Genomic DNA, 24,877 nt, shown 5'->3' on the forward strand with positions numbered 1-24,877 from the left:
GAGCCGGCTCACGGCCGAAGCAGGACCTTGCCGCGGCGACCGGGCGCACCGTTCGCGCGGGCGGCGTCGGCGATGTCCTCCAGCGCGTAGACCTTCTCCACCGGGAGGGTCAGCGTCCCGGCGGCGATGCCGCGCACCAGCTCGCCCATGAGGGCGGCCCGCTTGTCCGCCGACATCGCGCCGAAGACCTTGCTGCCCCAGAAGCCCTTGATCACGGCCTGCTTGAAGATCACGTCACCCGAGCCGATCTCCAGCGTCGGAGAGGCCATCGCGCCGAAGACGACCAGCACCCCGTCGTCGGCCAGGAGGGACACGACGTCGCCCGCCGCGGCCCCGCCGACCGAGTCGACGCCCGCCACGAGGGGCGCGTCGCCGACGATCTCGCGGACCCGGTCGCGCCAGCCGTCGTCGTCGGTCGCCACGACGCGGCCGATGCCCTGCTCGCGCAGCTCCTCGACGCCGTCGGCGCGGCGGACGAGGCCGAGCACGTGCACGCCGCGGGCCTCTGCGAGCTGGGCGAGCAGGCGACCGACCGCGCCGTTGGCGGCGTTCTGGACGAACCAGTCGCCCTCGGAGAGCTCGAGGAAGTCGAGCAGCGCGATCGCGCTGAACGGCATCGACACCAGCTGCGACGCGGCCTCGTCCGAGACGCCCTCGGGCACCGGGACCACGCCCGCGGCCGGCGCCACGATGAGCTCGGCCCACGCACCGAAGCTGCCGCCGGTGGCGACGCGCTGACCGACCTCGAGTCCCTCGACGCCCTCCCCGAGCGCCTCGACGACGCCGACGGCCTCGGTGCCGGCGCGCGCCGGCATCTCGGGCTTGAAGCCGTAGCTGCCGCGCACGGTCCACAGGTCGTGGTTGTGGATGGGGGAGAGGAGCACGCGCACGAGCACCTGGCCGGGACCGGGCTGGGGGTCGGGGACCTCGGTGACTGAAAGGACCTCGGACGGATCTCCGAAACGGGGCTGGACGAGTGCGCGCATGGTGGTGCCTTTCGTTGCTTCTCGTGGATCTGTCTCCTCAAAGCAACCGAGGTGGACCCGCGACTATGCCGGGGACCGGTGCGGTGAGGGCCAGGTCACACGACTCGACCGCCCTCTCGATGCCGGTCGGCACACTGGACGCATGACCCCCGAGCCGAAGACCTGCCAGTCGTGCGGGCGCACCATCGAGTGGCGCAAGAAGTGGGAGCGGGACTGGGACCAGGTGCGCTACTGCTCGGCGTCGTGCCGCAAGCGCGGGGTGAGCGAGGTCGACCGGCGGCTCGAGACCGCGATCACCGACCTGCTGGCCCAGCGCGCGCGCACGGCCACGATCTGCCCCTCCGACGCCGCCCGGCTGGTGGGCGACGAGGACACCTGGCGCGACCTCATGGAGCCGGCGCGGCGGGCCGCGCGTCGGCTCGTCGAGCGCGGCGAGGTGGAGATCACCCAGGCCGGGCACGTCGTGGACCCCTCGACCGCGAAGGGCCCGATCCGGATCCGGCGCCGCTGAGGGGCTGCTGTCGTCGCGTTCCCCGGGTACCCGGGGAACCCGGAGCCTCCACCCCGAAACTTCGGGGGCAAGGCTCCAGCTTCGAGCGTGAACCCCTCGGCGTACGACGCAGGCGGCCCCCGCTGCCCGCCGGTGTCCGGCGGCTCTGGGATGCTGTCGCGTCGCAGGCAGGTCCGTACGAGCGCAGGTGGAGGTAGGCAGGTGAGCGAGATCGCGGTCGAGCTCGCGCGGGTCAAGGGCGCCTTCGCCCAGCCGACGCTGACCCTGCTGCACCAGCGCCAGGCGCCCGTGGTCATCACGATCTTCCGGGCCGCCTTCGGTCGCAACAACCGGCCCATCCCCACGGCGCGGCTGCACACCCAGGTCGAGGAGCACCTCGCGGGCATTCGCGAGTCCGGCGAGACCGACCTGCCCAGCGGCAGCGGCCGCGAGATCTGCCAGCGGTGGATGCGCGGGCAGTGGCTGGTGCGCTCGCTCGACGAGCAGGGCCACGAGGTCTACACCCTCACCTCGCACGCGCAGCAGGCCCTCGAGCTGGTCAAGAACCTCAGCCGCGACCGCGCCACCCTCAGCGAGCACCGCATCACCACGATCCTGGGCACCGTGCGTCGCTTCAACTCCGAGGCCAACCCCGACCGCACGACCCGGGTGACGATCCTCAACGAGGAGATCGCGCGGCTGCGCGCCGAGCGCGACCGGCTCGTCGACGGCGACGAGATGCTCGGGGCCACCGAGGACTACATGCACGAGGGCTTCACCGAGCTCCTCTCGCTCATCTCCGCCCTCCCCAGCGACTTCGCCCGCGTCGAGGAGCGGTTCGGGGCCATCCGGGGCGAGATCCTGGCCGCCTTCCGGGCCGAGGACCGCCCGGCCGGCGAGGTCATCGACGCCTACCTCGCTCGCGCCGACGCGCTGATGACCGCCACCCACGAGGGCCGCGCCTTCGAGGGCGCGTTCGCGCTGCTGCGCGACGACGCGATGGTGACCCAGCTGCGTGAGGACCTCACCGCGCTGCTCGAGCACCCGCTCTCCGACCGGCTCCTCAGCGACGCCGACCGGGCCGAGCTGCGTGGCACGGTGAGCCTGGTCCGCGAGGGCCTGGACCGGGTGCTGTCGCAGCGGTCGCGGGTCACCGCGACGTTGAAGGAGTACATCGTCTCCCACGACGCCGTGCGCGACCGTGAGCTCGAGCAGACGCTGCGCCAGGTCGAGTCGGAGCTGATGACCTGGATGGCGACCACCGGGCCCCGCGCCGTGCACGCCGTGCCGCTGCTCCCCGCGCGTGCGTCCGTGGACCACCTGCGCGAGCGCTTCCACGACCCGGCCGACGACGTGCTGCCCGACCCGATCCGGACCGCCGACCCCGCCGACGCGCCGCCGGTGTCGCTGGACGACCTGATCGCGCACGGCGGCCCGCAGCTGGACGCGCTGCGCGACCGGCTGGTCACGGCACGGTCGGACCTCGCGCCGGTGCGCTCGCTCGGCGAGCTCTTCGACCGGCTCGAGCCCTCGCTCCAGCGCCCGGTCGAGATCTTCGGGCTGCTCCACCTCGCCGCCGACCTGGCGCGCGAGCCCGGTCGCGGCAGCTCCGGCAGCACCGACGCCCCGGCCGAGACCTACGTCGCGGTCCGCCACGACGGCACCCGTCGTACGTTCGCGGTGCCGCGCGTGCCGCTGCCGGACCCCGACCTCGACACCCACCAGCAGGAGGCCCGCGCATGAGCGTGGACACCGACCTCGACCTCGAACCCGACAGCGACCTCGAGCCCGACCTCGATTCCGGGGACACCGACCCCGACCTCGCCTCGGTCTCCCTGTGGGAGGGCGACGAGGGCGGGCTCGAGCACGGCCAGCGGCACGCGCTCGTCACGCTGCTCAAGCAGCGCTTCATCAGCGCCCGCACCCACCCGCGCGACTGGCGCGTGCTGGTCGAGCACGAGCGAGTCATCCGCGGACGCCTCAACGACCTGTTCCTCGACCTCCTCGTCGACCGGTCCCGCGAGGTCGCGTGGAAGCGGCAGGCCACCTCCGAGACCGGTGGCCGCTTCCCGACCCTGCTCCACGACGTGGCGTGGTCGCGCGAGGAGACGCTGGTGCTCGTGCACCTGCGCGACCGCCTCCGTGCCGGCCTCGCCGGCGGAGACGCACGGGTGTACGTCGACCGCGACGACGTCGTCGACTACATCGAGAGCTTCCGCCCGGCCCACGCCACCGACGAGGCGGGCGACGAGAAGCGCGCCCGCAACGCGGTGACGAGCATCGTGAAGGCCGGCCTGCTCATCGGCGCTCCCGGCGACGACCGCTTCGAGATCAGCGAGGCCGTCGAGCCGCTGCTGCCGCTCGAGCTGCTCCAGGAGCTCCTCGAGGCGCTGCGTCGCGCCAACGGCGGCGAGACGCCGGGCGAGCCGGAGGGCGACCTCTTCGAGCCGGCCGCGGACCAGCAGGGACAGGAGCAGGCATGAGCATCGACGAGGTGCGCCCCGACGCCACCGCTGACTCCGACCCTGACGGCGCCGACCCCGACGGGCTCTTCGCCGAGCACAGCGTCGCCACGCCGGCCGACGACACCATGCAGTGGCGCGCGGCGCTGCTGCAGCTGGTCAACTGGGGCGGCTTCGGCGGGCTCACGACCGTGCCGCTGCGCGGCGACGCCACGATGATCTCCGGCGCCTCGGGCGTCGGCAAGAGCACCATCCTCGACGCCTACACCGCGCTGATGATGCCCTCGGACACCAAGTTCAACGGTGCCTCCAACGACGCCGTCGCGGGCCGCGCACGCAGCATCGGCCAGCGCAACCTGCTGTCCTACCTGCGCGGCGCCGTCGACGTCGTCGACGACCCGCGCACCGGTCGTCCGGTGGAGAAGCTGCTGCGTGGCCGCGGTGGCGACACCTGGGGCGCGGTCGCGATGACGTTCGTCAACGACCGGGGCGGGCAGTTCACCGTGCTGCGCACCTACTACGTCCCGCGCCGCGCGACCCGCTCCGGCGAGGTCCAGATGCAGCTGGTCACCCACGACGGCCCGCTCCCGCTCGACACCCTCGAGGTCGCGGTCGCCGAGCGCTTCCACGCCAACACCCTCAAGAAGCTCTTCCCCGGCGTGCGGGTGCACCGCACGTACGCCGAGTTCGCCGCCGTGCTGCACGCCCGCCTCGGCATCGGCGCCAACGGCGACGGCGCGAAGGCGCTGCGGCTGCTGGCCCGCATCCAGTCGGGCAACCAGGTCCGCAGCGTCGACGAGCTCTACAAGGAGATGGTGCTCGAGCGCCCGGCGACCTACGCGGCCGCCGACCGCGCCATCGAGCACTTCGACGACCTCGACGCCGCGCATGCCGCGATGCGCACCGAGCAGCACAAGCTCGAGCTCCTCGAGCCGATCGCAGGCATCCACGAGCGCAAGGTCCGGGCCGCGCGACGGCTCGCCGAGCTGGACTCCTTCGGCGTCACCCGCTCCGGCGACACCCCGCTGCGCACCTGGCTGCTCCAGGAGCACCTGCGCCTGATCTCCCACGCGGTGACGACCAACCGCGCCGACCGTGTCGCGACCAGCGACGCGCTCACCGCGACCACCGCTGCCGAGCGGGCGCTCGTGGCGGACGCCGAGGCCGCGCAGGAGGCCCACCGCGCCGCGGGCGGGTCGACCCTGCAGTCGCTGGCCCTCTCCGTCGAGCAGGAGAAGGTGGTCCGCGACGACCGGGCGAGCCGACGTGCGGTCCTCTCCGACCGGCTGCTGCCGCTCATCGACGTCGCCGACGCCAGCGCCCCCGACATCGACTCGGCGCTGATGTCGGCCGAGGCCTTCGCCGTGCTGCAGCTGCACGCCCGGCAGTGGCTCGCCGGTTGGGAACGCGAGCAGGAGCGGCTCAAGCGCGAGCGGGACGGCGCCCGCGACCGGCGCTACCCGCTCAGCCACCGCCAGGCCGAGCTCCGCCGCGAGCGCGGGTCGCTGGAGAGCCAGCAGGGTCGTGTCGGCTCCCGCATGCACGAGCTGCGCGCCGAGGTCGCGCGCGCCGCAGGGCTCTCCGAGGACGAGCTGCCCTACGTCGCCGAGCTGCTCGACCTCGCCCCCGAGGAGGCCCGCTGGCGCACCGCGGTCGAGACCGTCCTCGGTGCCAGCGCCCGCACCCTGCTGGTGCCGGTGGACCGTCTCTCGCACTTCTCCCGCGCCATCGACGGGCTCCACCTGCGCGGACGCCTCGTCTTCGAGGGCGTCCCGCTCGACCTGCCCGACCTGGGGCCGGCCGACCCCGAGCGGATCGCCGGCAAGCTGCTCTTCAAGGACTCGCCGTTCTCGGGCTGGCTGCAGGCGCACGTCGCCGAGCCGTCCCGCAACGCGCTGTGCGTCGAGGACGCCTCCGACCTCGACGGCGGCGGCCTCCGCGTCACCCTCGCGGGCCAGACCCGCAGCGGTCGCCGCGGCACGCACGGTCGCACCGAGGGGCGCAGCATCATCGGCTTCTCCAACGCCGACGCGATCGAGGAGCTCGACGCCGAGCTCGCATCGATCGGCGCCGACCTCGACGCCATCGACGCCGAGGTCGCCGAGCTCGACCGCCGGGCCGCGGTGCTGGAGCACCAGCGCTCGGCGTACGACGCCGTGGCGGTCGCGCGCTTCGACGACCTCGACGTCGAGGCGAGCGAGCGGCGCCTGGCCGACCTCGGGGCCCGGCGTACCGAGCTCCTCGGCGCGGACGACGAGCTCCAGGTGCTGGAGCAGCAGATGGAGCGGCTCGCCGAGCAGCTGGAGTCGACGCGCCGGGTCCGCTTCGGCCTCGAGGAGCGTCAGCGCGAGCTCAACGAGCAGCACGGACGACTGGTCGACGACGAGGACCTGGTCAACGACCGCCTCGAGACGGCTGCGCCCCTCGCGCTCGACGCCGAGCAGCGCGACGCGCTCGCCGCGGACTTCCGCGCTGCCGCGGCACCGGGCGACCCCGACGACCTCGACCGCTTCGCCGAGACCTCCCAGCGCCTGGCCGAGCGCCTGCGCGAGGCGGTCGGTGATGCCGAGGCGGAGCTGCGCCGCGCCGACGACGAGCTCGCCGCGATCTTCCGGGCCTACAAGCTCCAGTGGGAGTCGCCCAACCTCGGCGCGACGGCGGAGTCCTACGGCGACTACGCCCGCATCCTCGAGGAGATCCGCGGAACCGGGCTCGCCGGACGCCGCTCGGAGTGGCGCCGCCGCCTGACCGAGTGGAGCGGCCAGGACCTCGTGCCCCTGCTGGGCGCGATGGCCGCGTCGGTCGAGGACATCGAGGACCGCCTCGAGCCGATCAACGCGATCCTGCGCCGCCTGGAGTTCGGAGGCGCGGGCGACCGGCTCCGGATCCGGCTGCGACGCCTCGCCCCGGCACACGTGCAGGTCTTCCTGCGCGACCTGCGCGCGCTCACCGCCCGGTCGGCGCCCGACACCGACGAGGCCGGCCTCGAGGAGCGCTTCGCAGAGCTCAGCCGTTTCATGGAGCAGCTGCGCCGCCCGGCCCAGGGCGGGGACGGCACCGCGAGCGAGCGCGACCGCCTGCTCGACGTACGCCGCCACGTCGAGGTGAGCGCCGAGCGCTACGACTCCCTGACCGGGGAGCTGCGAGCGACCTACCGCACGCTGGGGGAGAAGAGCGGCGGCGAGAGCCAGGAGCTGGTGGCCTTCATCGTCGGCTCGGCGCTGCGCTTCCGCCTCGGCGACGAGATGCGCTCGCGCCCGCGCTTCGCGCCGGTCTTCCTCGACGAGGGCTTCGTGAAGGCCGACTCCGAGTTCGCCGGTCGTGCCGTGCGCGCCTGGAAGGGGCTGGGCTTCCAGCTGGTGATCGGGGTGCCGCTCGACAAGGTCACCGGCCTCGAGCCGCACATGGACGAGCTGCTCGCGATCACCAAGAACAGCGTCACGCACCAGTCGTGGATCACCTCGATCACCGACGCGCGGGGCTCCTAGCACCGGGGCGGCACCGGCTCACTCGAAGAGCCGGTCCTCCACCTCGACCGAGGTGACCTCCATCCGGAGGGCCAACACCTTCTCCGGCGACAGCCCGAGCCGGGCGAGGATCACCTGCACCTGCGGCAGCACCCAGGGGTAGGACTCGACCGCGACGCGACCGGCCTCGGTGGCGACGCGGACCCAGACGACGGGCGAGCCGCCGCGGTCCGGCAGCCAGTGCGCCTCCAGCACGCCGGCGGGCGCCAGCGAGGCCACGAGCGGCAGCATCGCCGCGTCGACCGCCTGACGCAGCTGCTCCTCGCCCATGTCCCCAGCCTAGGTCGAGCCTCCCTGTCGCGCTCGTGCTGGGGCGTGCTCGGGGCCGTCCCGCCGGGATGGGAGCATGTGCGCCTCAGCTCACGAGGCGAAGGGTGGAGGACGATGCCGGAGGTGTCACGGCGTACGCCGGACCGTCGGGTCTCGCGCGCCCTCGGGGTCGCCGGACTGCTGGCCGTGGCGGGGTTGGTCGTCTTCGTGGCGCGACCCACCGACAGCCCTCCGCCGACCCCGGCCGCCGACCCGCCCGGCTCCTCCGCGCAGCCTCCGGCCGCGCCGGCGCAGGCGAGCGACGAGGACTTCTGCGGCGGCTTCCGGCGCCTGGCCGAGAGCCAGGCGCTGCACGTCAGCCAGGGCGAGAGCGCCGACCCCGACCAGCTGCGGGAGTCGGCCGACGCCCTGGTCGGGATCGGTGTGCCGGAGTCGATGTCCATCGCGGCGCGCAGCGGCTACTACACCGTGATCAGCGGTGTCTACGAGAGCGTCGACGACGACCTCGCCCCGGCTGCCGTGGGCGCGCCCGACGAGCCGCTCGACGGTGCCGACGCGGCGTTCTCGTCCTACCTGGCGGAGTTCTGCCCGCCGTGACCCGCGCCGGGCGCCGGCGGATCAGCGGTACTGATTCCTCGGAGGCTCGATGAGCTCGAGCTCCTCGACGACGACCTCGGGCTCCGAGGTGCCCCCGTCGCCGGACCCCGGGACGTGGCGGGCCACCACCCTCACCCACTGATCGTCGGCGGGCGGCTCGACCCCGGTCGCCGCGACCCGCATGACCGTGGCGTCGGCGGCGCAGCAGTTGATGCCGAAGCGCGTGACGAACCATCGGTCCGACCCGCCCCTGCTGACGAAGCCGGAGAAGGTCAGCCTGCGGTCGGCCAGGGTGGCGCCGCCGTCGTACGCCGCACGGATGATCAGGTCGTCGAGCAGCACGGGCACCGGGTCGGTGTCCGGCAGTTCGGGCAGGAAGACCTCGTCGGCGGGCTCGAGGGCCACGGGTGCGGTCTGGGCGCGCTCGGCGAAGTGGGCGCCGAGAGCAGGAGGCGCGATGAGGAAGAACACGAGGGACGGAACGAACAGCAGCCACGCAGCGCGCGGGACGTGGCTGTCGTGCTCCTCGCCGTCGTCCTGGCGCCACACGTCGACCAGCGCGAGCAGGACGAGCAGCGCGCCGCAGGCGATCAGCGGCCATCGCATCCACGAGTTGACGTAGCGCAGGTAGGCGTCGCCCGAGGCCATCCGGATCAGGACCGCGCCCGTGATCGCGAGCAGCAGGGTCTGGGTCGCGCGGGTCACAGCAGCCACCATCCCATCCCGCAGGCCGACAGGACCGCCACCGCCAGCACCAGGGGCACGAAGCGCAGCGCGAAGGCTCCGCCGAACTGCCCGGACTCCATGGAGGCGAGCTTCACGTCCATGGCGGGACCGACGACCATGAAGACGAGCTTGGCGGTGTCGGAGAAGGCGGTGAGGCTGGCCGCGACGAAGGCGTCGGCCTCGGAGCACAGCGCCACGACGAAGGCGAAGGTCGCGAGCGTGAGCACGGCGAGCAGGGCGTTGCCGGCCAGGCTGTCGATCACTTCCCGCGGCACGAAGGTGTTGACGGCCGCCGCGATCATCGCGCCGAGCACGAGGAAGCCGGCGGCGTGGATGAAGTCGTGGCGCACGCTGGACAGGAACGCCCGGGCGGTGCCGGCGTCGTGGTCGTGGGTGCCGCGGCGGTGCAGGATCGGCACGCGTCCGGCGAAGCGCAGCCACAGCCAGCCCACCGCGACCGCGGTGACGAGCGAGGCCAGGAAGCGGGCCAGCACGATCTCAGGGCGTCCCGGGAAGGCGACGGCGGTCGAGACGAGGACGACGGGGTTCACCGCCGGCGCGGCCAGCAGGAAGGTGAGGGCGACCGACGGGGCCACGCCGCGACGCATGAGGCTGCTCGCGACCGGCACCGACGCGCACTCGCACCCGGGGAGCGCGACCCCGGCGAGGCCGGCGACCGGGACGCCGAGGGCGGCGTTGTCGGGCACCAGCCGGCGCAGTGCCCGCTCGGACAGCAGGGTCGCGATGGCGCCGGCCAGCAGCACCCCGCCCACGAGGAACGGGACGGACTGCACCACGATCGCGACGAAGATCGTGCTCCACGTCGCCAGTGCCGGGTCGTCGAGACGCGGGACCAGCCACTGCTGCGACGCCACGAGGACGGCCAGGACACCGAAGACGAGGAACACCTGGAGCGAGGGGCGCCCGGACGGCCTCGCGTCCGGGGGCGCGTGGGTCTCCTGGCTCGTCGAGCTGCTCATCTCACGACCGATCTCTCGAGGACAACGGGCGCGATGATAATCGATCTCGTTAACGCGCTGGCGCCCCCGTCCGCAGGGCGCCACGCGCGTCGCCGGTGCGCCACACTGGGCATCCCCCCGACGGACCCGAGGAGGCGACGTGGCCGTCACGGTCTTCCGCAACGCTGCCGTGTTCGACGGTGTCGCGCACCTCGGACGGGTCGGTGACGTCGTGGTGCGCGACGGTCGCGTCGCGGCCGTGGGTGCGGACTCGGTGCCCGCCGGCGCGCGGGTCGTCGACGTCGACGGCGGGCTCCTGCTGCCCGGCTTCACCGACGCCCACGTGCACCCGGTGCAGGGAGGGCTGGAGCGTCTCGGCTGCGACCTGAGCGGGCTACCGGCCGACGCGACGGCGTACGTGCGCCACGTCGCCCAGCACACCCGCTCGCGACCCGGCGACGGCTGGGTCCTGGGCGGGGGCTGGGCGATGGCGGCGTTCCCCGGCGGCCTGCCGACCGCGCAGCAGCTCGACGAGGTGGTCGGCGATCGTCCCGTCGCGCTGGCCAACCGCGACCACCACGGGATGTGGGTCAGCACCCGCGCGCTGGAGGTCGCCGGCATCACGGCCCGCACGCCCGACCCTGCGGACGGTCGCATCGAGCGCGATGCCGAGGGGAGTCCGACCGGCGTGCTGCACGAGGGAGCCATGGCGCTCCTCGACCACGTGCTGCCGCCCGTCGACGACGCCCAGCTCCACGCCGCGCTCCTCGAGGGCCAGCGCCACCTCCACTCCTTCGGGATCACCGCCTGGCAGGACGCCATCGTCGGCGCCTACTCCGGCATGCGCGACGTCGGCCCGACCTACGCGCGCGCGGCCGCGAACGGGGAGCTCACGGGCACTGTGGTGGGTGCCCTGTGGTGGGACCGGGCGCGGGGGCGGGAGCAGGTGACCGACCTCCTCGCGAAGCGCGAGGATTACTCGGGCGGCCGGTTCGCGGCCACCTCGGTCAAGGTGATGCAGGACGGGGTCGCGGAGAACGGCACTGCGGCGCTCGTCGAGCCCTACCTCGACCGCTGCGGGCACGTCACCGACAACGCGGGGATCTCCTTCGTCGACCCGGTGGTCCTGCGCTCCTACGTCGGCGAGCTCGACCACCACGGCTTCCAGGTGCACGTCCACGGCCTCGGCGACCGGGGCGTGCGCGAGGCGCTCGACGCCTTCGAGGGCACGCACCCCGACCGGCGCCACCACATCGCGCACCTCCAGCTCGTCCACCCCGACGACGTACGCCGCTTCGCAGCCCTGGGCGTCGCGGCCAACATCCAGGCGCTGTGGGCCTGCTTCGACGAGCAGATGACCGGGCTCACGATCCCGTTCCTGGGGTCCGAGCGTGCCGGACGGCAGTACCCGTTCGGCGACCTGCACGCCGCCGGCGCCCGGCTGGTGGCCGGGAGCGACTGGCCGGTGAGCACGCCCGACCCGCTCGCGGCGATCCACACGGCGGTGCACCGCACGGCGTACGGCGAGCCGGCGCCCGCGGGCACCGAGCCGTTCCTGCCGGAGCAGGCGATCCCCATCGAGGTGGCGTTCGCCGCCTACACGAGCGGCTCGGCGTGGGTGAACCACCGCGACGACGCGGGAACGGTCCGGCCCGGCGCGGTGGCGGACCTCGTCGTGCTGGACTCCGACCCCTTCCTGGAGCCCCACGAGATCGGTCGGGCGCGGGTGCGATCGACCTGGGTCGACGGGGAGTGCGTGCACGAGGCCTGAGCCTCCCCACGGGTCGTCCGCGCCTCGCACCGGGACCTGTGGCCCTGTCCTCCCCCTGCGTCGAGGACGACGCTGGAGGTAGGGGCAGGAGCGCTGCCGGAGGAGGACCACCATGGACACCACCACGAAGGACGCCGTCGTCGTCGGCGTCAGCGGACCCGGTCGCGAGACCGCAGCCCTGCGCTGGGCCGTCGAGTGCGCCCGCCGCGACGGATCAGAGGTGGTGGCCGTGCACGCCTTCCGCACCGCGCTCACCGGCCCGCCCCCGCGCGCGCTGCTGACCTTCGCCGACGCCGCCGACACGGCGCACTGGGTGATCAAGCAGGTCGGTGACGAGCTGGCCGAGCTCACGGACGGGACGGTCCCCGTCCGCACCCTCGCCGTCGCAGGCACCCCCGCGCACGTCCTGGTCGACCTCGGCCGCGACGCCCGGGCGGTGGTGGTGCAGCACCACCTTCCGCACGGCCTGCGCAGGCTCTTCGCCGGCTCGACGGCGTACGCCGTGGCAGCGCACGCCGGCTGCCCCGTCGTCTCCGTGCCTGCGGACTGGCAGCCCGTGACCGACGCGCCTGGGGAGGTGGTCGTCGGCGTCCACGAGGCAGGTGTGCCGCTCGCCGTGCTCGAGACCGCGCTCACGCAGGCCGAGGCGACGGGCGCGCCCCTCAGGGTCGTCCACGCGTGGCGCCTCGACGCGGTCTACGACGACATCATCACCGACCGCGTCGCCGCCGAGTGGCGCGAGGAGCAGGAACGTGTCCTCACCGCTGTCGTGGACGGCCTGCGCGCGCGGCACCCGGCGGTGAAGGTCACCGTCGAGGTGCGGCACCAGTGGCCGACCGACGTGCTCGTCGACGACTCGCAGGTGGCCTCGCTAGTGGTCGTCGGCCGGCACGGACCGCGCGCCTTCGAGCCGGCGCACCTGGGCTCGCTGGCGCGCACGGTCGTGCGCGAGGCGAGGAGCCCCGTGATGGTCGTGCCCGTGCGCTCGCACCGTGACGCCCCGCAGGACTGGGATCTCGTCGCCGACGAGATCTCGCCGCAGGCCTGAGACCGGCGCGGTTCAGAGCTCGACGACCTGCCTCAGGGCAGTCCCGGCCGCCAGCTCGTCCATCGCGAGGTTGATGTCGTCGAGCCCGATGCGCGAGGAGACCAGCGCCTCGACGGGGAGGCGCCCCTCGCGCCACCACTGGGCGAAGACCGGGATGTCGCGCGACGGCACGGCGGAGCCGAGATAGCTGCCCATGACCGTGCGCGCCTCCGCGACGAGCTGGAGGGGCGAGATGCTCGCCAGCGCGTCGGGTGGGGGCAGGCCGACGGTGACCGTGCGGCCGCCGGGGGCGGTCGCGGCGAGGGCGGCCTCGAAGGCGCGCGCACTGCCGGCAGCCTCCACGACCACGTCGCAGCGGGTGCCGGCCGACGCCAGCTCCGCCGGGTCGAGCGCAGAGGTCGCCCCGAGCTCGAGGGCCCGCTCGCGCTTGGCCGCGACGCCGTCGACGGCAACCACGTCGCCGGCACCGAGGGCCACCGCGGTGAGCAGCGCGGCCATCCCCACGCCGCCGAGCCCGACGACCATCACGCTCTGGCCCGGCTCCGGGGGAGCGGCGTTGACCAGCGCGCCGCCGCCGGTGAGGACCGCGCAGCCCAGCACGGCGGCCACGTCGGACGGCACGTCGTCGCCGACGGCGACGACCGACCGGGCGTCGACCACCGCGTGGGTGGCGAAGGCCGAGACGCCGAGGTGGTGGTGGACCGGTACGCCGTCGCGGCTGAGGCGGCGACCGCCGCCGAGCAGCTCGCCCGCCGCGTTGCTGGCCGATCCGGGGCCGCACGGCATCCGCCCGCCGGTGGCGCACCCGGCGCACTCGCCGCAGCGCGGCACGAACGTCATCACCACCTGCTGGCCGACGGCCAGGTCGCCGACCCCGGCGCCGAGCATCGTGACGCGCCCGCTGGCCTCGTGGCCCAGCAGCATCGGGACCGGTCGTGCCCGGTTGCCGTCGACGACCGACAGGTCGGAGTGGCACACCCCGGCCGCGGCGATCTCCACGAGGACCTCACCCGGCCCGGGCGGGTCCAGCTCGAGCGTGCCGACCGTGAGCGGCCGCGTCCGCGACCACGGGCCGGGACGTCCCAGCTCCTCGAGCACTGCTCCGGTGATCTGCACGTCAGCTCCCGCCCGCGGGAAGGGCCTCGAGCACCAGGTCGGGGTTGTCGCGCGCGGTGACCATCGCGCGCCACTGGTCGACGAAGAGCGCGAGGTGGGTGCCGTCACTGCGCTGGAGCACCTCCACGCCGCGCATGCCCGCGAGCGCTGCGGCGCCGGCGGCGTCCGTGCGCCGGGCGACCTGGTAGTCGAGCCGGGAGAAGCGGATCGGGGAGTTGAACTCGTTGGCCATCCGGTCCTCGACGACCTCGAACTGCATCGGACCGACCGCCGCCAGGACCGGGTTCTGGTCGCCGCGCAGGTCCGAGCGCAGCACCTGCACCACGCCCTCCTGGTCGAGCTGCTCGATGCCGCGGCGGAACTGCTTGTAGCGACCGATGTCGCCCGCGCTGGCGGTCACGAAGTGCTCGGGGGCGAAGCTCGGGACCGGTGGGTACTCGATCGGGTCGCCGACGTAGACGGTGTCACCGACGCGCAGGGCCTGAGCGTTGACGAAGCCGATGATGTCGCCCGGCTCCGCGGTCTCGACCGCCTGGGTGTCGCGCCCGAAGACCGACTGGGCGAACTTCGTCGCGAAGGGCCGACCGGTCGAGGCGTGGGTGACGACCATGCCGCGCTCGAACTCACCCGACACCACGCGGGCGTAGGCGAGTCGGTCGCGGTGGGCGTTGTTCATGCCCGACTGCACCTTGAAGACGAAGGCGCTGAAGTCGTCCTCGACCTTGCGCACCGAGCCGTCCACGCCCTCGGTCGGGCTGGGGTCGGGCGCGATGTCCAGCAGCAGGTCGAGCAGCTGCGCGACCCCGAAGTTCTGCAGGGCGGAGGCGAACATCACCGGAGTGGTCTCGCCGGCGAGGAAGCGGTCCTGGTCGTGGTCCGCCTCGTCGAGCTCGAGCAGCTCGTGCTCCTCGACCGCGGCGGCCCACAGGTCGGCGTCGGCCTCCTCGACCTCGGTCGGGCCCAACCGCCGCTCGGGCGCACGCGTCGCGCCGCCCGCGGTGCGGGTGTACTTCACGAACTCGCCCGTGCGCCGGTCCAGGACGCCGCGGAAGTCGCCGGCCTCGCCGACGGGCCAGGTCAGGGGAGTGGGTCGCAGGCCGATCTTCTGCTGGATGAGGTCCATCAGCTCCAGCGCCGAGAGGCCGGGACGGTCCCACTTGTTGATGACCGTCATGACCGGGATCCCGCGCAGCGCGCAGACCTTGAAGAGCTTGAGCGTCTGCGGCTCGAGACCCTTTCCGGCGTCCACCAGCATCACCGCGGAGTCGACCGCGGAGAGCACCCGGTAGGTGTCCTCGGAGAAGTCGCTGTGGCCCGGGGTGTCGACGAGGTTGATGACGTGGTCGCGGTAGACGAACTGCAGCGCCGCGGACGTGATCGAGATGCCACGGGCCTTCTCCATCGCCATCCAGTCCGACACCGTCGCGCGGCGGTCGCCCTTACCGTGGACGGCACCCGCCTCGGTGATCACCCGCGCGTGCAGGGCGAGCGCCTCGGTGAGGGTCGACTTGCCGGCGTCGGGGTGGCTGATGACGGCGAACGTACGGCGGGGGCGGGTGTCAGGCACCGGCAGAATCTACCGCCGCGAGCGCCGAGCGCCGCTTCCCCGGCCCCGCTCAGGTCCCGCAGAAGGTGCGGTAGGCGCCGAACGACTCGGGTGCCGGCTCGGCATAGCGCTCCATCCCGGGACGCTCGTCGTACGGTGCCGAGACGACCTCGACCAGCTGCTCGAACGGCCCGAGGTCGCCGCCCGTCGCAGCGACGAGGGCCTCCTCGACCAGGTGGTTGCGGGGGACGTGGACGGGGTTGGTCCGGTCCATGACGGTGGCGTCCGGACCGAGCGTGCGCCAGCGCTCCACCCAGGCGTCGACACCGGCCAGGTCGAGGAACAGGCTGCGGGCGGGCTCGGCGTCGCCACGTGCGGCGGCGCCGAGGCGGCGGAAGAGCAGGGTGTGGTCGACGTGGTCGGTCCGCACGAGGTCGAGCAGGTCGTCGGCCAGGCTCGCGACGGTCTCGTCGGGGACGGCGGCCGCGAGGCCGAGCTTGTCGCGCATGCCTCGCGTCCAGGCGGCGGAGTAGAGCGACCGGAAGCGGCCCAGGGAGGCGGTCGCGATCGCCACCGCCTCGTCCTGGTCGTCGGCCAGGAGCGGCAGGAGGGACTCGGCGAAGCGGGCGAGGTTCCACTCCGCCACGACCGGCTGCTGCCCGAAGGCGTAGCGGCCGGCGGTGTCGATCGAGCTGAAGACCGTCGCGGGGTCGAAGGCGTCGACGAAGGCGCAGGGGCCGTAGTCGATGGTCTCGCCGGAGATCGTCACGTTGTCGGTGTTCATCACTCCGTGCACGAACCCGACCAGCATCCACCGCGCCACGAGCTCGGCCTGGGCGGCCATGACGGCCTCGAAGAGGGCCAGGTGGGGCCGCTCGGCCTCCGCGGCGTCGGGGTGGTGGCGGGCGATGGCGTGGTCGGCGAGCCGTCCCAGGAGGTCGACGTCGCCGGAGGCGGCGGCGTACTGGAAGCTGCCGACGCGCAGGTGGCTGCTCGCGACCCGGGCCAGCACCGCACCGGGCAGCAGGACCTCGCGCTCGACCTGGCCACCCGTGGCCACGACGCCGAGCGACCGGGTGGTGGGGATCCCGAGGGCGTGCATCGCCACGCTCATCACGTGCTCGCGCAGCATGGGCCCGACCGCGGCGAGCCCGTCGCCGCCGCGGGAGAAGGGCGTGCGGCCCGAACCCTTGAGGTGCAGGTCGCGCAGCCGGCCGGAGGTGTCGGTGAGCTCACCGAGGAGCAGCGCGCGGCCGTCGCCGAGGCGTGGCGACCAGCCACCGAACTGGTGCCCGGCGTAGCCCTGCGCCACGGGCGCGGCGCCGTCCGGCAACCGGTTGCCGGTGAGCAGGCCGAGGCCCTCCGGCCCGCGGAGCCAGGCGGGGTCGAGCCCCAGCTCTGCGGCCAGGGACTCGTCGAGGGCGAGCAGCTGCGGCTCGGCCACCTCGCGGGCCTGCCACGCGAGCGCCAGCTCGGGCAGCTCGTCGGCGAAGCGGTGGTCGAGGGCGAGCGTCGCCGACTCTGTCGTGGTCACTTCCTCGACGATACGCCCGGGCCCGAGGCGCCCAGCAGCGCCGGCTCCTCCGACGGCGCCTGCGCGAGGTCCGCCTCGGCCGCCACGGTCGCGGTCCGCAGCCGCCGCTGCTGGCTCGTCATCAGGACCACCGCGAGCACGGTGGCGCCGACGGTCACGCCGAAGGCAGCCGTGGCGCCCGAGGCGTCGGCAAACCAGCCGGCGAGGCTGGAGCCGAGGGCGTAGCCCAGGCCGGTGGCGCTGGCGAGCATCGTCATCGCCGCTCCCACCCGGGCCGGCGGGACGACCCGCTCGGCGAGGGAGAAGACCGCGATCATGTAGGGCGCGACGGCGACGCCGAGGAAGAGGACGGTCACCGTGGCAGTGGCCAGCGAGCCCACCACGAGCAGCGGCAGGGACAGCACGAGCAGTGCCCACGCGGCCACCAGGGCGCGGCGTTCGTGCCCGATCCGCTCCGGGACGTACGCCGTCGCGAGCCCGGCGACCGCGCTCCCGACGCCGAGCGTGGCGTGCACCAGGCCCGCGACGCCCGGCGTGCCGGCGTCCGTGGCGAGCACGGTCGCGCCGGTCTGCGTCGCGCCGAAGAGCATGCCGATGGAGAGCTGCGCGCCGACGAGGACGGCGTACGCCGGGGTCACGAGTCGGCCGGTGCCGGTCGGGCGCTCCTGGGCGTGGGTGAGCCGGGCGGACGGGTCGAGCGCGAAGGCCGAGCCGAAGACCGCGAGCAGCGCCGCGGCGAGGAGCAGGGCGCCGGAGGGAGAGACGGCGGCGACGGAGAGGCCGACGAGGGCGGGACCGATCGCGAAGGACGCCTCGTCCGCGGCTCCCTCGTAGGAGAACGCGGCATCGACGAGGCGGCGCTGGTGCCCGCCGGTGGCGCGGGTCAGCGGCCGCCACCGCACGCGGGCCAGCGGACCGACCTGCGGGAGCATCAGGCCGGTGGCCGCGGCGGCCAGAACGACGGTGCCGTCGCCGGCGTCGCTGCCCACCGCCGTCACCAGCAGCACCAGCCCGGTGGCGCCGAGCAGGGACTGGGCGAGGACCACGAGTCGCTGCCCGAAGCGGTCGGCGAGCGTCCCGGCGACCGGGGCGCCGACGGCGTTGGCGACCGCGAGCGCACCGGCGCTGAGGCCGCCGAGTCCGTAGCTGCCGGACGCGGTGGAGACGAGGAGGAGGGTGCCGAGCTGGCTCATGGCCAGCGGCAGTCGGCCGACGAAGGCGACGAGCACATAGGCCGGTCCGGCGATGTGGAGGAGTCGTCGGTAGGAGGCGAGAGGTGTCACGGGGGTCCTTCAGGGTGCGTCGGAACGACGCGCCGAACCCACCTCCAAGACGCGTGTAACCCTCTGCTGGGACGATTCTAGGGAACGGACGAGCCGCGCACGGAATCGGAGCGCCGGTCAGGCACAGGCGGACGTCATGGCCGGTGGTCGCCCGGGCAACCACCCGCCATGACGTCGTCTCGTCGCTGAGCCCGGTGCACCGGAGGAGTCAGACGTGACGGACCACGACCCGTCCGGCCTCCACCTCCCACCGCTGGTCGAGCCGCACGTTCTCGAGCAGGCGGCGGTCGTGGGAGACGAGCAGCAGCGCGCCGTCGTACGACGCCAGGGCCTGCTCGAGCTGCTCGATGGCCGGCAGGTCGAGGTGGTTGGTCGGCTCGTCGAGGACGAGCAGGTTCACCCCGCGCGCCTGGAGGAGCGCCATCGCGGCCCGGGTGCGCTCGCCGGGGGAGAGCCGGCCGACCTGGCTGGTGACCTGGTCGGCCCTCAGGCCGAACTTCGCGAGCAGGGTGCGCACCTGCGCCTGCGTCAGCTCGGGCACCTCCGCCTCGAAGGCCTCGCCGAGGGTCATCGCCTCGTCCAGGCCGGTGCGGGCCTGGTCGATCACGCCGATCGCCACCGACGCGCCCAGCGAGGCGGAGCCGGTGTCGGGGTCGGCCTCGCCCAGCAGCAGGCGCAGCAACGTGGTCTTGCCGGCGCCGTTGGGGCCGGTGATGCCGATCCGGTCGCCGGCCTCGACCTGCGCGGAGACCGGGCCGAGCGCGAAGTCACCGAGGCGCAGGCTGGCTTCGTTGAGGGTGGCGACCACCGTGCTCGAGCGCGGCGCTGCGGCGATGTCGAACTGGAGCACCCATTCCTTGCGGGGCTCCTCCACCTCGTCGAGGCGCGCGATGCGCGACTCCATCTGGCGGACCTTCTGGGCCTGCTTCTCCGACGACTCGGTCGCGGCCTTGCGACGGATCTTGTCGTTGTCGGGGCTCTTCTTCATCGCGTTGCGCACGCCATGCGAGCTCCACTCGCGCTGGGTGCGGGCCCGCTTGACCAGGTCGGCACGGGTGTCGGCGTACTGCTCGTAGGCCTCGCGCGCGTGGCGCCGCGCGACGGCACGCTCCTCGAGGAACGCGTCGTAGCCGCCGTCGTAGACGCTCACCTGGTGCTGGGCCAGGTCGAGCTCGACGATGCGCGTCACGCAGCGAGCGAGGAACTCGCGGTCGTGCGAGACGAGGACTACCCCGCCGCGCAGGCCCTGGACGAAGGCCTCCAGCCGGGCCAGCCCGTCGAGGTCGAGGTCGTTGGTCGGCTCGTCCAGCAGGACGACGTCGAAGCGGCTCAGCAGCAGCGCCGCCAGCGCCACGCGGGCGGCCTGGCCGCCGGACAGCGACGTCATCAGTGCGTCCGGACCGACGTCGAGCCCGAGGTCGTCGAGCACCGGCGCGATGCGGTCGTCGAGGTCGGCGGCGCCGCTCGCCATCCAGCGGTCGAAAGCCACGGCGTACGCGTCGTCCGCGCCGGCGTCGCCGGAGCCGAGCGCGGCGGCTGCCGTCTCCATCGCCGCGGTCGCCTCGGCGGCACCGGTGCGGCGCGCGACGTAGTGGGCGACGGTCTCGCCCGGCACCCGCTCGTGCTCCTGGGGGAGCAGGCCGACGAAGGCGTCGCGGGGCGCGCACGACACGGAGCCGCCCATCGGCGTGGTCGCGCCGCCGAGCAACGACAGCAACGTCGACTTCCCGGCGCCGTTGGCGCCCACGACGCCGATCACGTCGCCGGGGGCGACGGTGAGGTCGAGGTCCTCGAACAGCACCCGGTGGCCGTGCCCGCCGGACAGGTCCTTCGCGACGAGGGTGGCGCTCACGCCACGTGCTCGTTCTCGAGCACGACAGCCAGGCCCTGGCCGACGCCGATGCAGATCGCGGCGACGCCCCAGCGGTGGCCGTCCGTGCGCATGGCGGCGGCGAGGGAGCCGAGGATGCGGCCACCGGAGGCGCCCAGCGGATGGCCGATCGCGATGGCGCCGCCGCGGGTGTTCACGACCTCGGGGTCGCTGAGCCCGCGGGCCAGCCAGGCGTCGACGCAGACCAGCGACTGGACCGCGAAGGCCTCGTTGAGCTCGACGACACCGACGTCCGCCCAGCCGATGCCGGCGCGGACCAAGGCCTTCTCGGCCGCCTCGACGGGCGCGTAGCCGAAGCGGTGCGGCTCGACGGCGTGGGTGCCGCGGCCGGCGATGCGGGCGATCGGCTCGCGGCCGATGCGGTCGGCGGCCGCGACCGAGCCGAGGAGCACCGCGGACGCGCCGTCGCTCAGCGGGGAGGCGTTGCCGGCGGTGATGGTGCCGGCGGGGCGGAAGGACGGCGTGAGTGCGCCGAGCGACTCGGGGGTGGCGCCGGGGCGGATGCCCTCGTCGCGGGCGAGGTCGACGCCGTCGACCGGGACGACGAGGTCGTCGTGGAAGCCCGACTCCCACGCGTCGTGGGCGAGCCGGTGCGAGCGTGCGGCGAAGGCGTCCTGCCGCGCTCGGGACACGCCGTGGATCTCCTGGAGCTGCTCGTTGGACTCGCCCAGCGACACGGTCCACTCGGGGGCCATGCGGGGGTTGACCAGCCGCCAGCCCAGCGTGGTGGAGACGAGCTCGGTGTTGCCGGCGGGGAAGGCGCGCTCGGGCTTCGGCAGCACCCAGGGGGCGCGGGTCATCGACTCCACTCCGCCGGTGAGCACGATGTCGGCGTCCCCGGTCTCGATGGCGCGCGAGGCGATCATCGCGGCGTCGAGCGAGGATCCGCACAGCCGGTTGACCGAGGTGCCGGGCACCGAGACCGGCAGTCCGGCCAGCAGGGAGGCCATCCGCGCGACGTTGCGGTTGTCCTCACCCGCGCCGTTGGCGTTGCCCAGCACCACCTCGTCGACCTCGCCCGGGTCCAGGTCGGTCCGGGCGAGTGCGGCGCGCAGCACGCCGGCCGCGAGGTCGTCGGGCCGGGTCCTGGCCAGCGCGCCGCCGAAGCGGCCGAAGGGCGTGCGGACCGTGGCGTAGAGGTGGGCCTGCGGGGAGCGGGGCATCGGTCGGCTTCCTGTCGAGGTCGGCGAGGCTGCAGTACATCGCATCGTGGGCCCGGACTGCGACGCGGTCGGGGTCGTCCTTCACCGGAAGTCGCGCGATGATGCCCGCGCCTGCAGCACCGCGCCTGCCCCGGGCACGACGACGTCGATCCCCTCGACCTTGTCGGCGACGAGGTTGGTGACGCCCTCGTTGCGCTCGAGCCGACCCCGGACGACCACGGCGACGCGGTTGCGGGCAGCCTGCCGGTGCGCCTTCATCACCCCGATCGAGCAGACCACGTTGAGCATGCCGGTCTCGTCCTCGAGGTTGAGGAAGGTCACGCCCATCGCCGTCCCCGGGCGTTGACGGTGGGTGACGAGACCGGCGACGTGGACCCGGCGCCCGGCCTCGTCGGTGGCGAGGTCGGCGACCGATCGGATCCCCGCCCGGCGCAGCTCCTCGCGCAGGTGCTCGACGGGGTGCCGCTCGGGCGAGACGCCCGTGGCCCACAGGTCGGCGAGGGTGAGCTCGGGCTCGCTCATGCCGGGGAGCGTGGGGGCGGCCGGGGCAGGGGTGCTGCAGGGGAGGTGGTCGGCCCCCTCGGCGAAGCCGGCGGCCCACAGGGCCTCGCGGCGGTCGAGCCCCCACGCGTCGAACGCGCCGGCAGTGGCCAGCGCCTCGAGCTGGGCCGTGGTCAGGTCCGCGCGTCGCGACAGGTCGGTGACGCCGGTGAAGGGGGACTCGTCGCGGGCCGCGACGATCCTGTGCGCCACCTCGAGCCCGATGCCGCGCACCGAGTCCAGCCCGAGGCGTACGGCCAGCGCGGCGTCGCGTCGGTGCGCGGGCACCGGGTCGGGGGTGCCCGGCACCCACTCGGTCCGCTCGAAGCGCGGCTGGCAGCACGCGTCGGGGCCGGTGGCCGCGACCGGGCCCACGACGACCCCTTCGAGGTCCGCCCGGGCCGACGACCGCGTCACGTCGGGACGGCGTACGTCGACGCCGTGGCGCCGCGCGTCGGCGACCAGCGACTGCGGGGAGTAGAAGCCCATCGGCTGGTTGCGCAGGAGCCCGGCGAGGAAGGCGGCGGGGTAGTGGAGCTTGAACCACGACGAGGCGTAGACCAGCAGCGCGAAGGACAGCGCGTGCGACTCGGCGAAGCCGAAGTTGGCGAAGGACAGGATCTTGACGTAGATCGAGTCGGCCAGCTCACCGGTGATCCCGCGTCGCCGCATGCCGGAGTAGAGCTTCGCCTTGACCGACTCGATCCGCTCGATCCCGCGCTTGGACCCCATCGCGCGGCGCAGCAGGTCGGCGTCGTCGCGGCTGCAGTCGCCCAGGGTGACCGCCATCGCCATCAGCTGCTCCTGGAAGAGCGGCACACCCTTGGTGCGCTCGAGCACGGGGACGAGCTCGGGGTGGTCGTAGGTGACCGGCTCCTTGCCGGTCGCGCGGCGGACGTAGGGGTGCACGGCGCCGCCCTGGATCGGTCCGGGGCGGATCAGGGCGATCTCGATGGCGAGGTCGTAGAACTCGCGGGGGCGCAGCCGCGGCAGCGTCCCGATCTGGGCCCGGCTCTCGACCTGGAAGACGCCGATCGAGTCGGCGCGACAGAGCATGTCGTAGACGGCCGGCTCCTCCTTGGGCATCGTCGCGAGGTCCCACTCCTCGCCGAGGTGCTCGGCGACCAGGCGCATCATGTGGTCGAGCGCGCCGAGCATCCCGAGCCCGAGCAGGTCGAACTTCACCAGCCCCATCGACTCGCACGCGTCCTTGTCCCACTGCAGCACCGTGCGACGGTCCATCCGCCCCCGCTCGATCGGGCACACCTCACCGATGGGGCGCTCTGTGAGGACCATGCCACCGGAGTGGATGCCGAGGTGGCGCGGGGCGCCCATCAGCTCCTCGGCCAGGGCCACCACGGGAGCGGGCACGTCGTGGGCGTCCGGGTCGCCCTGGTCGCCGGCGACCACGGACTTCCAGCCGTCGATCTGCTTGGACCAGGCGTCCTGCTGGCCGGGGGAGAAGCCGAGCGCCTTGGCCGCGTCGCGCACCGCCATGCGGGGGCGGTAGGCGATGACGTTGGCGACCTGGGCGGCGTTGCGGCGCCCATAGGTGTCGTAGACCCACTGGATCACCTCCTCGCGGCGGTCGGAGTCGAAGTCGACGTCGATGTCGGGCTCCTCGTCGCGGTGCGCGGAGATGAAGCGCTCGAAGGGCAGCTGGTAGAAGACCGCGTCGACGGCGGTGATGCCGAGGGCGTAGCAGACCGCTGAGCTCGCGGCGGACCCGCGGCCCTGGCACAGGATGCGCTGCGAGCGGGCGAAGGCGACGATGTCGTGGACGATGACGAAGTAGCCGGCGAAGTCCTTCTCGGAGATGACGCGCAGCTCGTGCTCCAGCCGCTCGCGGGCCGCGGCCTCGTGGGGGACGCCGGCGTACCTCTCGGCGAAGCCGCGCTCGGCCAGGACGCGCAGCCACGAGTCGGCGGTGTGGCCTTCGGGGATCTGCCGCTTCGGCAGGGCTGGGGAGGCCTTGCGCAGGTCGAAGGCCAGCTCGTCTGCGAGCGAGACGCTGCGCTCGACTGCACGGCGTCCGACGTCGTCCGCTCCGGTGCCGAGGGGTTGTGCCGCCAGCGCGGCGACCGTCTCCTCTCCGGTGCGCAGGTGGGCCGAGCCCGACAGGTCGAGCCAGCCGTCGAGGTCGGCCAGGCTGCGGCGGGCGCGGACGGCGGCCATGGCCGAGGCGAGTCGCGCCTGCCGCGGGGTCGCGTGGTGGACGTTTCCGGCCGCGACCACGTCGAGACCGTGGACCGCCGCCAGCCGGGCGAGCGCGGCGTTGGCTGCGTCGGCCCCCGGTCGCGGTGACAGCTCGACCAGCACGTGCTCGATCCCGAAGAGCGCCGTCAGCCGGTCGAGCGCCTCCGCCGCGGCGGCCTCGCCCCCGGCGGCCAGCGCCTGGCGCACGCTGCCCTTGCGGCACCCGGTGAGCACCACCCAGTGGTCGCGCCCCCGCTCGCCGAGCTCGTCGAGGTCGTAGACGGGGCGGCCCTTCTCGTCACCGCGGAGGTGGGCGTCGGTCATCGCGGCGGCGAGGCGGTGATAGCCCTCGACGCCCCGCGCCAGCACCAGCAGGTGGCTGCCCTCGGGATCGGGTACGCCGTTCTGCGGGCCGCTCAGGCCGAGGGAGAGCTCGGCGCCGAAGACCGTCGGCAGGTCGTAGGCCGCTGCCGCCTCGGCCAGCATGGGGGCGGCGTAGAAGCCGTCATGGTCGGTGACCGCGAGCGCGTGGAGCCCCAGCCGCACCGCCTCCTCGACGAGCTCGGCGGGTGAGCTGGCACCGTCGAGGAAGCTGAAGTGGCTGTGGCAGTGCAGCTCGGCGTAGGGCGTCGTCGCGACCGGTCGCTCGATCACCCGCGCCTCGGTGGAGGCGCGCTTGCGCCGCGACACAGGCGCGTCGTCGGCGCCCGGGAGCCCGCTGAGCCGGCGCTCGAGCTCCTTCCAGTGCATGGCGGGGTTGTTCCAGCCCATC

The 24,877-nt window shown here is 73.9% G+C and carries 18 protein-coding genes; 7 read left to right on the plus strand and 11 right to left on the minus strand.

Annotation, left to right across the window (positions count from 1 at the left end; genetic code table 11):
• Window positions 1–8: 8 nt before the first annotated feature.
• Complete coding sequence (locus tag K4G59_RS13390; protein ID WP_231251563.1) at window positions 9–986, minus strand: zinc-binding dehydrogenase; 978 nt, start codon at window positions 984–986, stop codon at window positions 9–11.
• Window positions 987–1,128: 142 nt separating this feature from the next.
• Here K4G59_RS13390 and K4G59_RS13395 point away from each other — a divergent pair, with 142 nt between their 5' ends.
• From K4G59_RS13395 to K4G59_RS13410, 4 genes are all read left to right on the plus strand, one after another.
• Window positions 1,129–1,497 carry a DUF2256 and DUF3253 domain-containing protein gene (locus K4G59_RS13395; protein ID WP_231251564.1) on the plus strand — a complete coding sequence of 123 codons (369 nt, stop codon included), beginning with the start codon at window positions 1,129–1,131 and terminating at the stop codon, window positions 1,495–1,497.
• Between the two features lie 201 nt (window positions 1,498–1,698).
• Window positions 1,699–3,219: a DUF3375 domain-containing protein gene (locus K4G59_RS13400; protein ID WP_231251565.1), complete on the plus strand. Its 1,521-nt coding sequence runs from the start codon at window positions 1,699–1,701 to the stop codon at window positions 3,217–3,219.
• Window positions 3,216–3,959, plus strand: coding sequence for a DUF4194 domain-containing protein (locus K4G59_RS13405; protein ID WP_231251566.1), 744 nt, complete (start codon window positions 3,216–3,218; stop codon window positions 3,957–3,959). The genes K4G59_RS13400 and K4G59_RS13405 overlap by 4 nt, the downstream gene beginning before the upstream one ends.
• Entirely contained in the window at window positions 3,956–7,426 is a 3,471-nt protein-coding gene (locus K4G59_RS13410; RefSeq protein ID WP_231251567.1) for an ATP-binding protein, read from the plus strand. Before K4G59_RS13405 ends, K4G59_RS13410 begins: the two co-directional genes overlap by 4 nt.
• Window positions 7,427–7,444: 18 nt before the next feature.
• Here the strand turns inward: K4G59_RS13410 and K4G59_RS13415 are convergent, their stop codons facing one another.
• Window positions 7,445–7,735, minus strand: coding sequence for a hypothetical protein (locus K4G59_RS13415; RefSeq protein WP_231251568.1), 291 nt, complete (start codon window positions 7,733–7,735; stop codon window positions 7,445–7,447).
• Window positions 7,736–7,849: 114 nt separating this feature from the next.
• Here K4G59_RS13415 and K4G59_RS13420 point away from each other — a divergent pair, with 114 nt between their 5' ends.
• On the plus strand, window positions 7,850–8,332 hold the full coding sequence (locus K4G59_RS13420; RefSeq protein WP_231251569.1) for a hypothetical protein: 483 nt from the start codon (window positions 7,850–7,852) through the stop codon (window positions 8,330–8,332).
• 21 nt (window positions 8,333–8,353) lie between these two features.
• On the opposite strand, the gene K4G59_RS13425 is transcribed toward K4G59_RS13420, so the two are convergent.
• On the minus strand, window positions 8,354–9,046 hold the full coding sequence (locus K4G59_RS13425; protein WP_231251570.1) for a TIGR03943 family putative permease subunit: 693 nt from the start codon (window positions 9,044–9,046) through the stop codon (window positions 8,354–8,356).
• Window positions 9,034–10,038 carry a permease gene (locus tag K4G59_RS13430; protein ID WP_231251571.1) on the minus strand — a complete coding sequence of 335 codons (1,005 nt, stop codon included), beginning with the start codon at window positions 10,036–10,038 and terminating at the stop codon, window positions 9,034–9,036. Before K4G59_RS13430 ends, K4G59_RS13425 begins: the two co-directional genes overlap by 13 nt.
• 139 nt (window positions 10,039–10,177) lie before the next feature.
• Between K4G59_RS13430 and K4G59_RS13435 the strand changes: the two genes are divergently transcribed.
• A complete protein-coding gene (locus tag K4G59_RS13435; protein ID WP_231251572.1) occupies window positions 10,178–11,788 on the plus strand; it encodes an amidohydrolase in 1,611 nt (536 codons plus the stop codon).
• 112 nt (window positions 11,789–11,900) lie between these two features.
• The gene (locus tag K4G59_RS13440) at window positions 11,901–12,836 is read left to right on the plus strand and encodes a universal stress protein (protein ID WP_231251573.1); all 936 of its coding nucleotides are present in this window, start codon (window positions 11,901–11,903) and stop codon (window positions 12,834–12,836) included.
• A 12-nt stretch (window positions 12,837–12,848) separates the two neighbouring features.
• On the opposite strand, the gene K4G59_RS13445 is transcribed toward K4G59_RS13440, so the two are convergent.
• From K4G59_RS13445 to K4G59_RS13475, 7 genes are all read right to left on the minus strand, one after another.
• On the minus strand, window positions 12,849–13,952 hold the full coding sequence (locus K4G59_RS13445; RefSeq protein WP_231251574.1) for a zinc-binding dehydrogenase: 1,104 nt from the start codon (window positions 13,950–13,952) through the stop codon (window positions 12,849–12,851).
• 1 nt (window position 13,953) lies between these two features.
• Window positions 13,954–15,519 (minus strand): peptide chain release factor 3, encoded by a 1,566-nt coding sequence (locus K4G59_RS13450; RefSeq protein WP_231251575.1) that lies wholly within the window; start codon window positions 15,517–15,519, stop codon window positions 13,954–13,956.
• 49 nt (window positions 15,520–15,568) lie between these two features.
• Entirely contained in the window at window positions 15,569–17,032 is a 1,464-nt protein-coding gene (locus tag K4G59_RS13455; protein ID WP_231251576.1) for a protein adenylyltransferase SelO, read from the minus strand.
• Entirely contained in the window at window positions 17,029–18,315 is a 1,287-nt protein-coding gene (locus K4G59_RS20525) for an MFS transporter (RefSeq protein ID WP_231251577.1), read from the minus strand. Before K4G59_RS20525 ends, K4G59_RS13455 begins: the two co-directional genes overlap by 4 nt.
• A gap of 208 nt (window positions 18,316–18,523) precedes the next feature.
• Window positions 18,524–20,167 (minus strand): ABC-F family ATP-binding cassette domain-containing protein, encoded by a 1,644-nt coding sequence (locus K4G59_RS13465; RefSeq protein ID WP_231251578.1) that lies wholly within the window; start codon window positions 20,165–20,167, stop codon window positions 18,524–18,526.
• Entirely contained in the window at window positions 20,164–21,369 is a 1,206-nt protein-coding gene (locus tag K4G59_RS13470; RefSeq protein WP_231251579.1) for a thiolase family protein, read from the minus strand. The genes K4G59_RS13465 and K4G59_RS13470 overlap by 4 nt, the downstream gene beginning before the upstream one ends.
• An 81-nt stretch (window positions 21,370–21,450) precedes the next feature.
• A complete protein-coding gene (locus K4G59_RS13475; RefSeq protein WP_231251580.1) occupies window positions 21,451–24,876 on the minus strand; it encodes an error-prone DNA polymerase in 3,426 nt (1,141 codons plus the stop codon).
• Window position 24,877 lies beyond the last annotated feature (1 nt).

The sequence above is a fragment of the Nocardioides furvisabuli genome, assembly GCF_021083185.1.
In the GTDB taxonomy this organism is placed as follows: domain Bacteria; phylum Actinomycetota; class Actinomycetes; order Propionibacteriales; family Nocardioidaceae; genus Nocardioides; species Nocardioides furvisabuli.

Bases quoted from the DNA above. Each gene is read 5' to 3' on its own strand.
- K4G59_RS13405 (WP_231251566.1), top strand. From the start codon at position 3,216: ATGAGCGTGGACACCGACCTCGACCTCGAACCCGACAGCGACCTCGAG.
- K4G59_RS13415 (WP_231251568.1), bottom strand. From the start codon at position 7,735: ATGGGCGAGGAGCAGCTGCGTCAGGCGGTCGACGCGGCGATGCTGCCG.
- K4G59_RS13470 (WP_231251579.1), bottom strand. From the start codon at position 21,369: ATGCCCCGCTCCCCGCAGGCCCACCTCTACGCCACGGTCCGCACGCCC.
- K4G59_RS13440 (WP_231251573.1), top strand. From the start codon at position 11,901: ATGGACACCACCACGAAGGACGCCGTCGTCGTCGGCGTCAGCGGACCC.
- K4G59_RS13475 (WP_231251580.1), bottom strand. From the start codon at position 24,876: ATGGGCTGGAACAACCCCGCCATGCACTGGAAGGAGCTCGAGCGCCGG.
- K4G59_RS13420 (WP_231251569.1), top strand. From the start codon at position 7,850: ATGCCGGAGGTGTCACGGCGTACGCCGGACCGTCGGGTCTCGCGCGCC.
- K4G59_RS13430 (WP_231251571.1), bottom strand. From the start codon at position 10,038: ATGAGCAGCTCGACGAGCCAGGAGACCCACGCGCCCCCGGACGCGAGG.
- K4G59_RS13390 (WP_231251563.1), bottom strand. From the start codon at position 986: ATGCGCGCACTCGTCCAGCCCCGTTTCGGAGATCCGTCCGAGGTCCTT.
- K4G59_RS13395 (WP_231251564.1), top strand. From the start codon at position 1,129: ATGACCCCCGAGCCGAAGACCTGCCAGTCGTGCGGGCGCACCATCGAG.
- K4G59_RS13410 (WP_231251567.1), top strand. From the start codon at position 3,956: ATGAGCATCGACGAGGTGCGCCCCGACGCCACCGCTGACTCCGACCCT.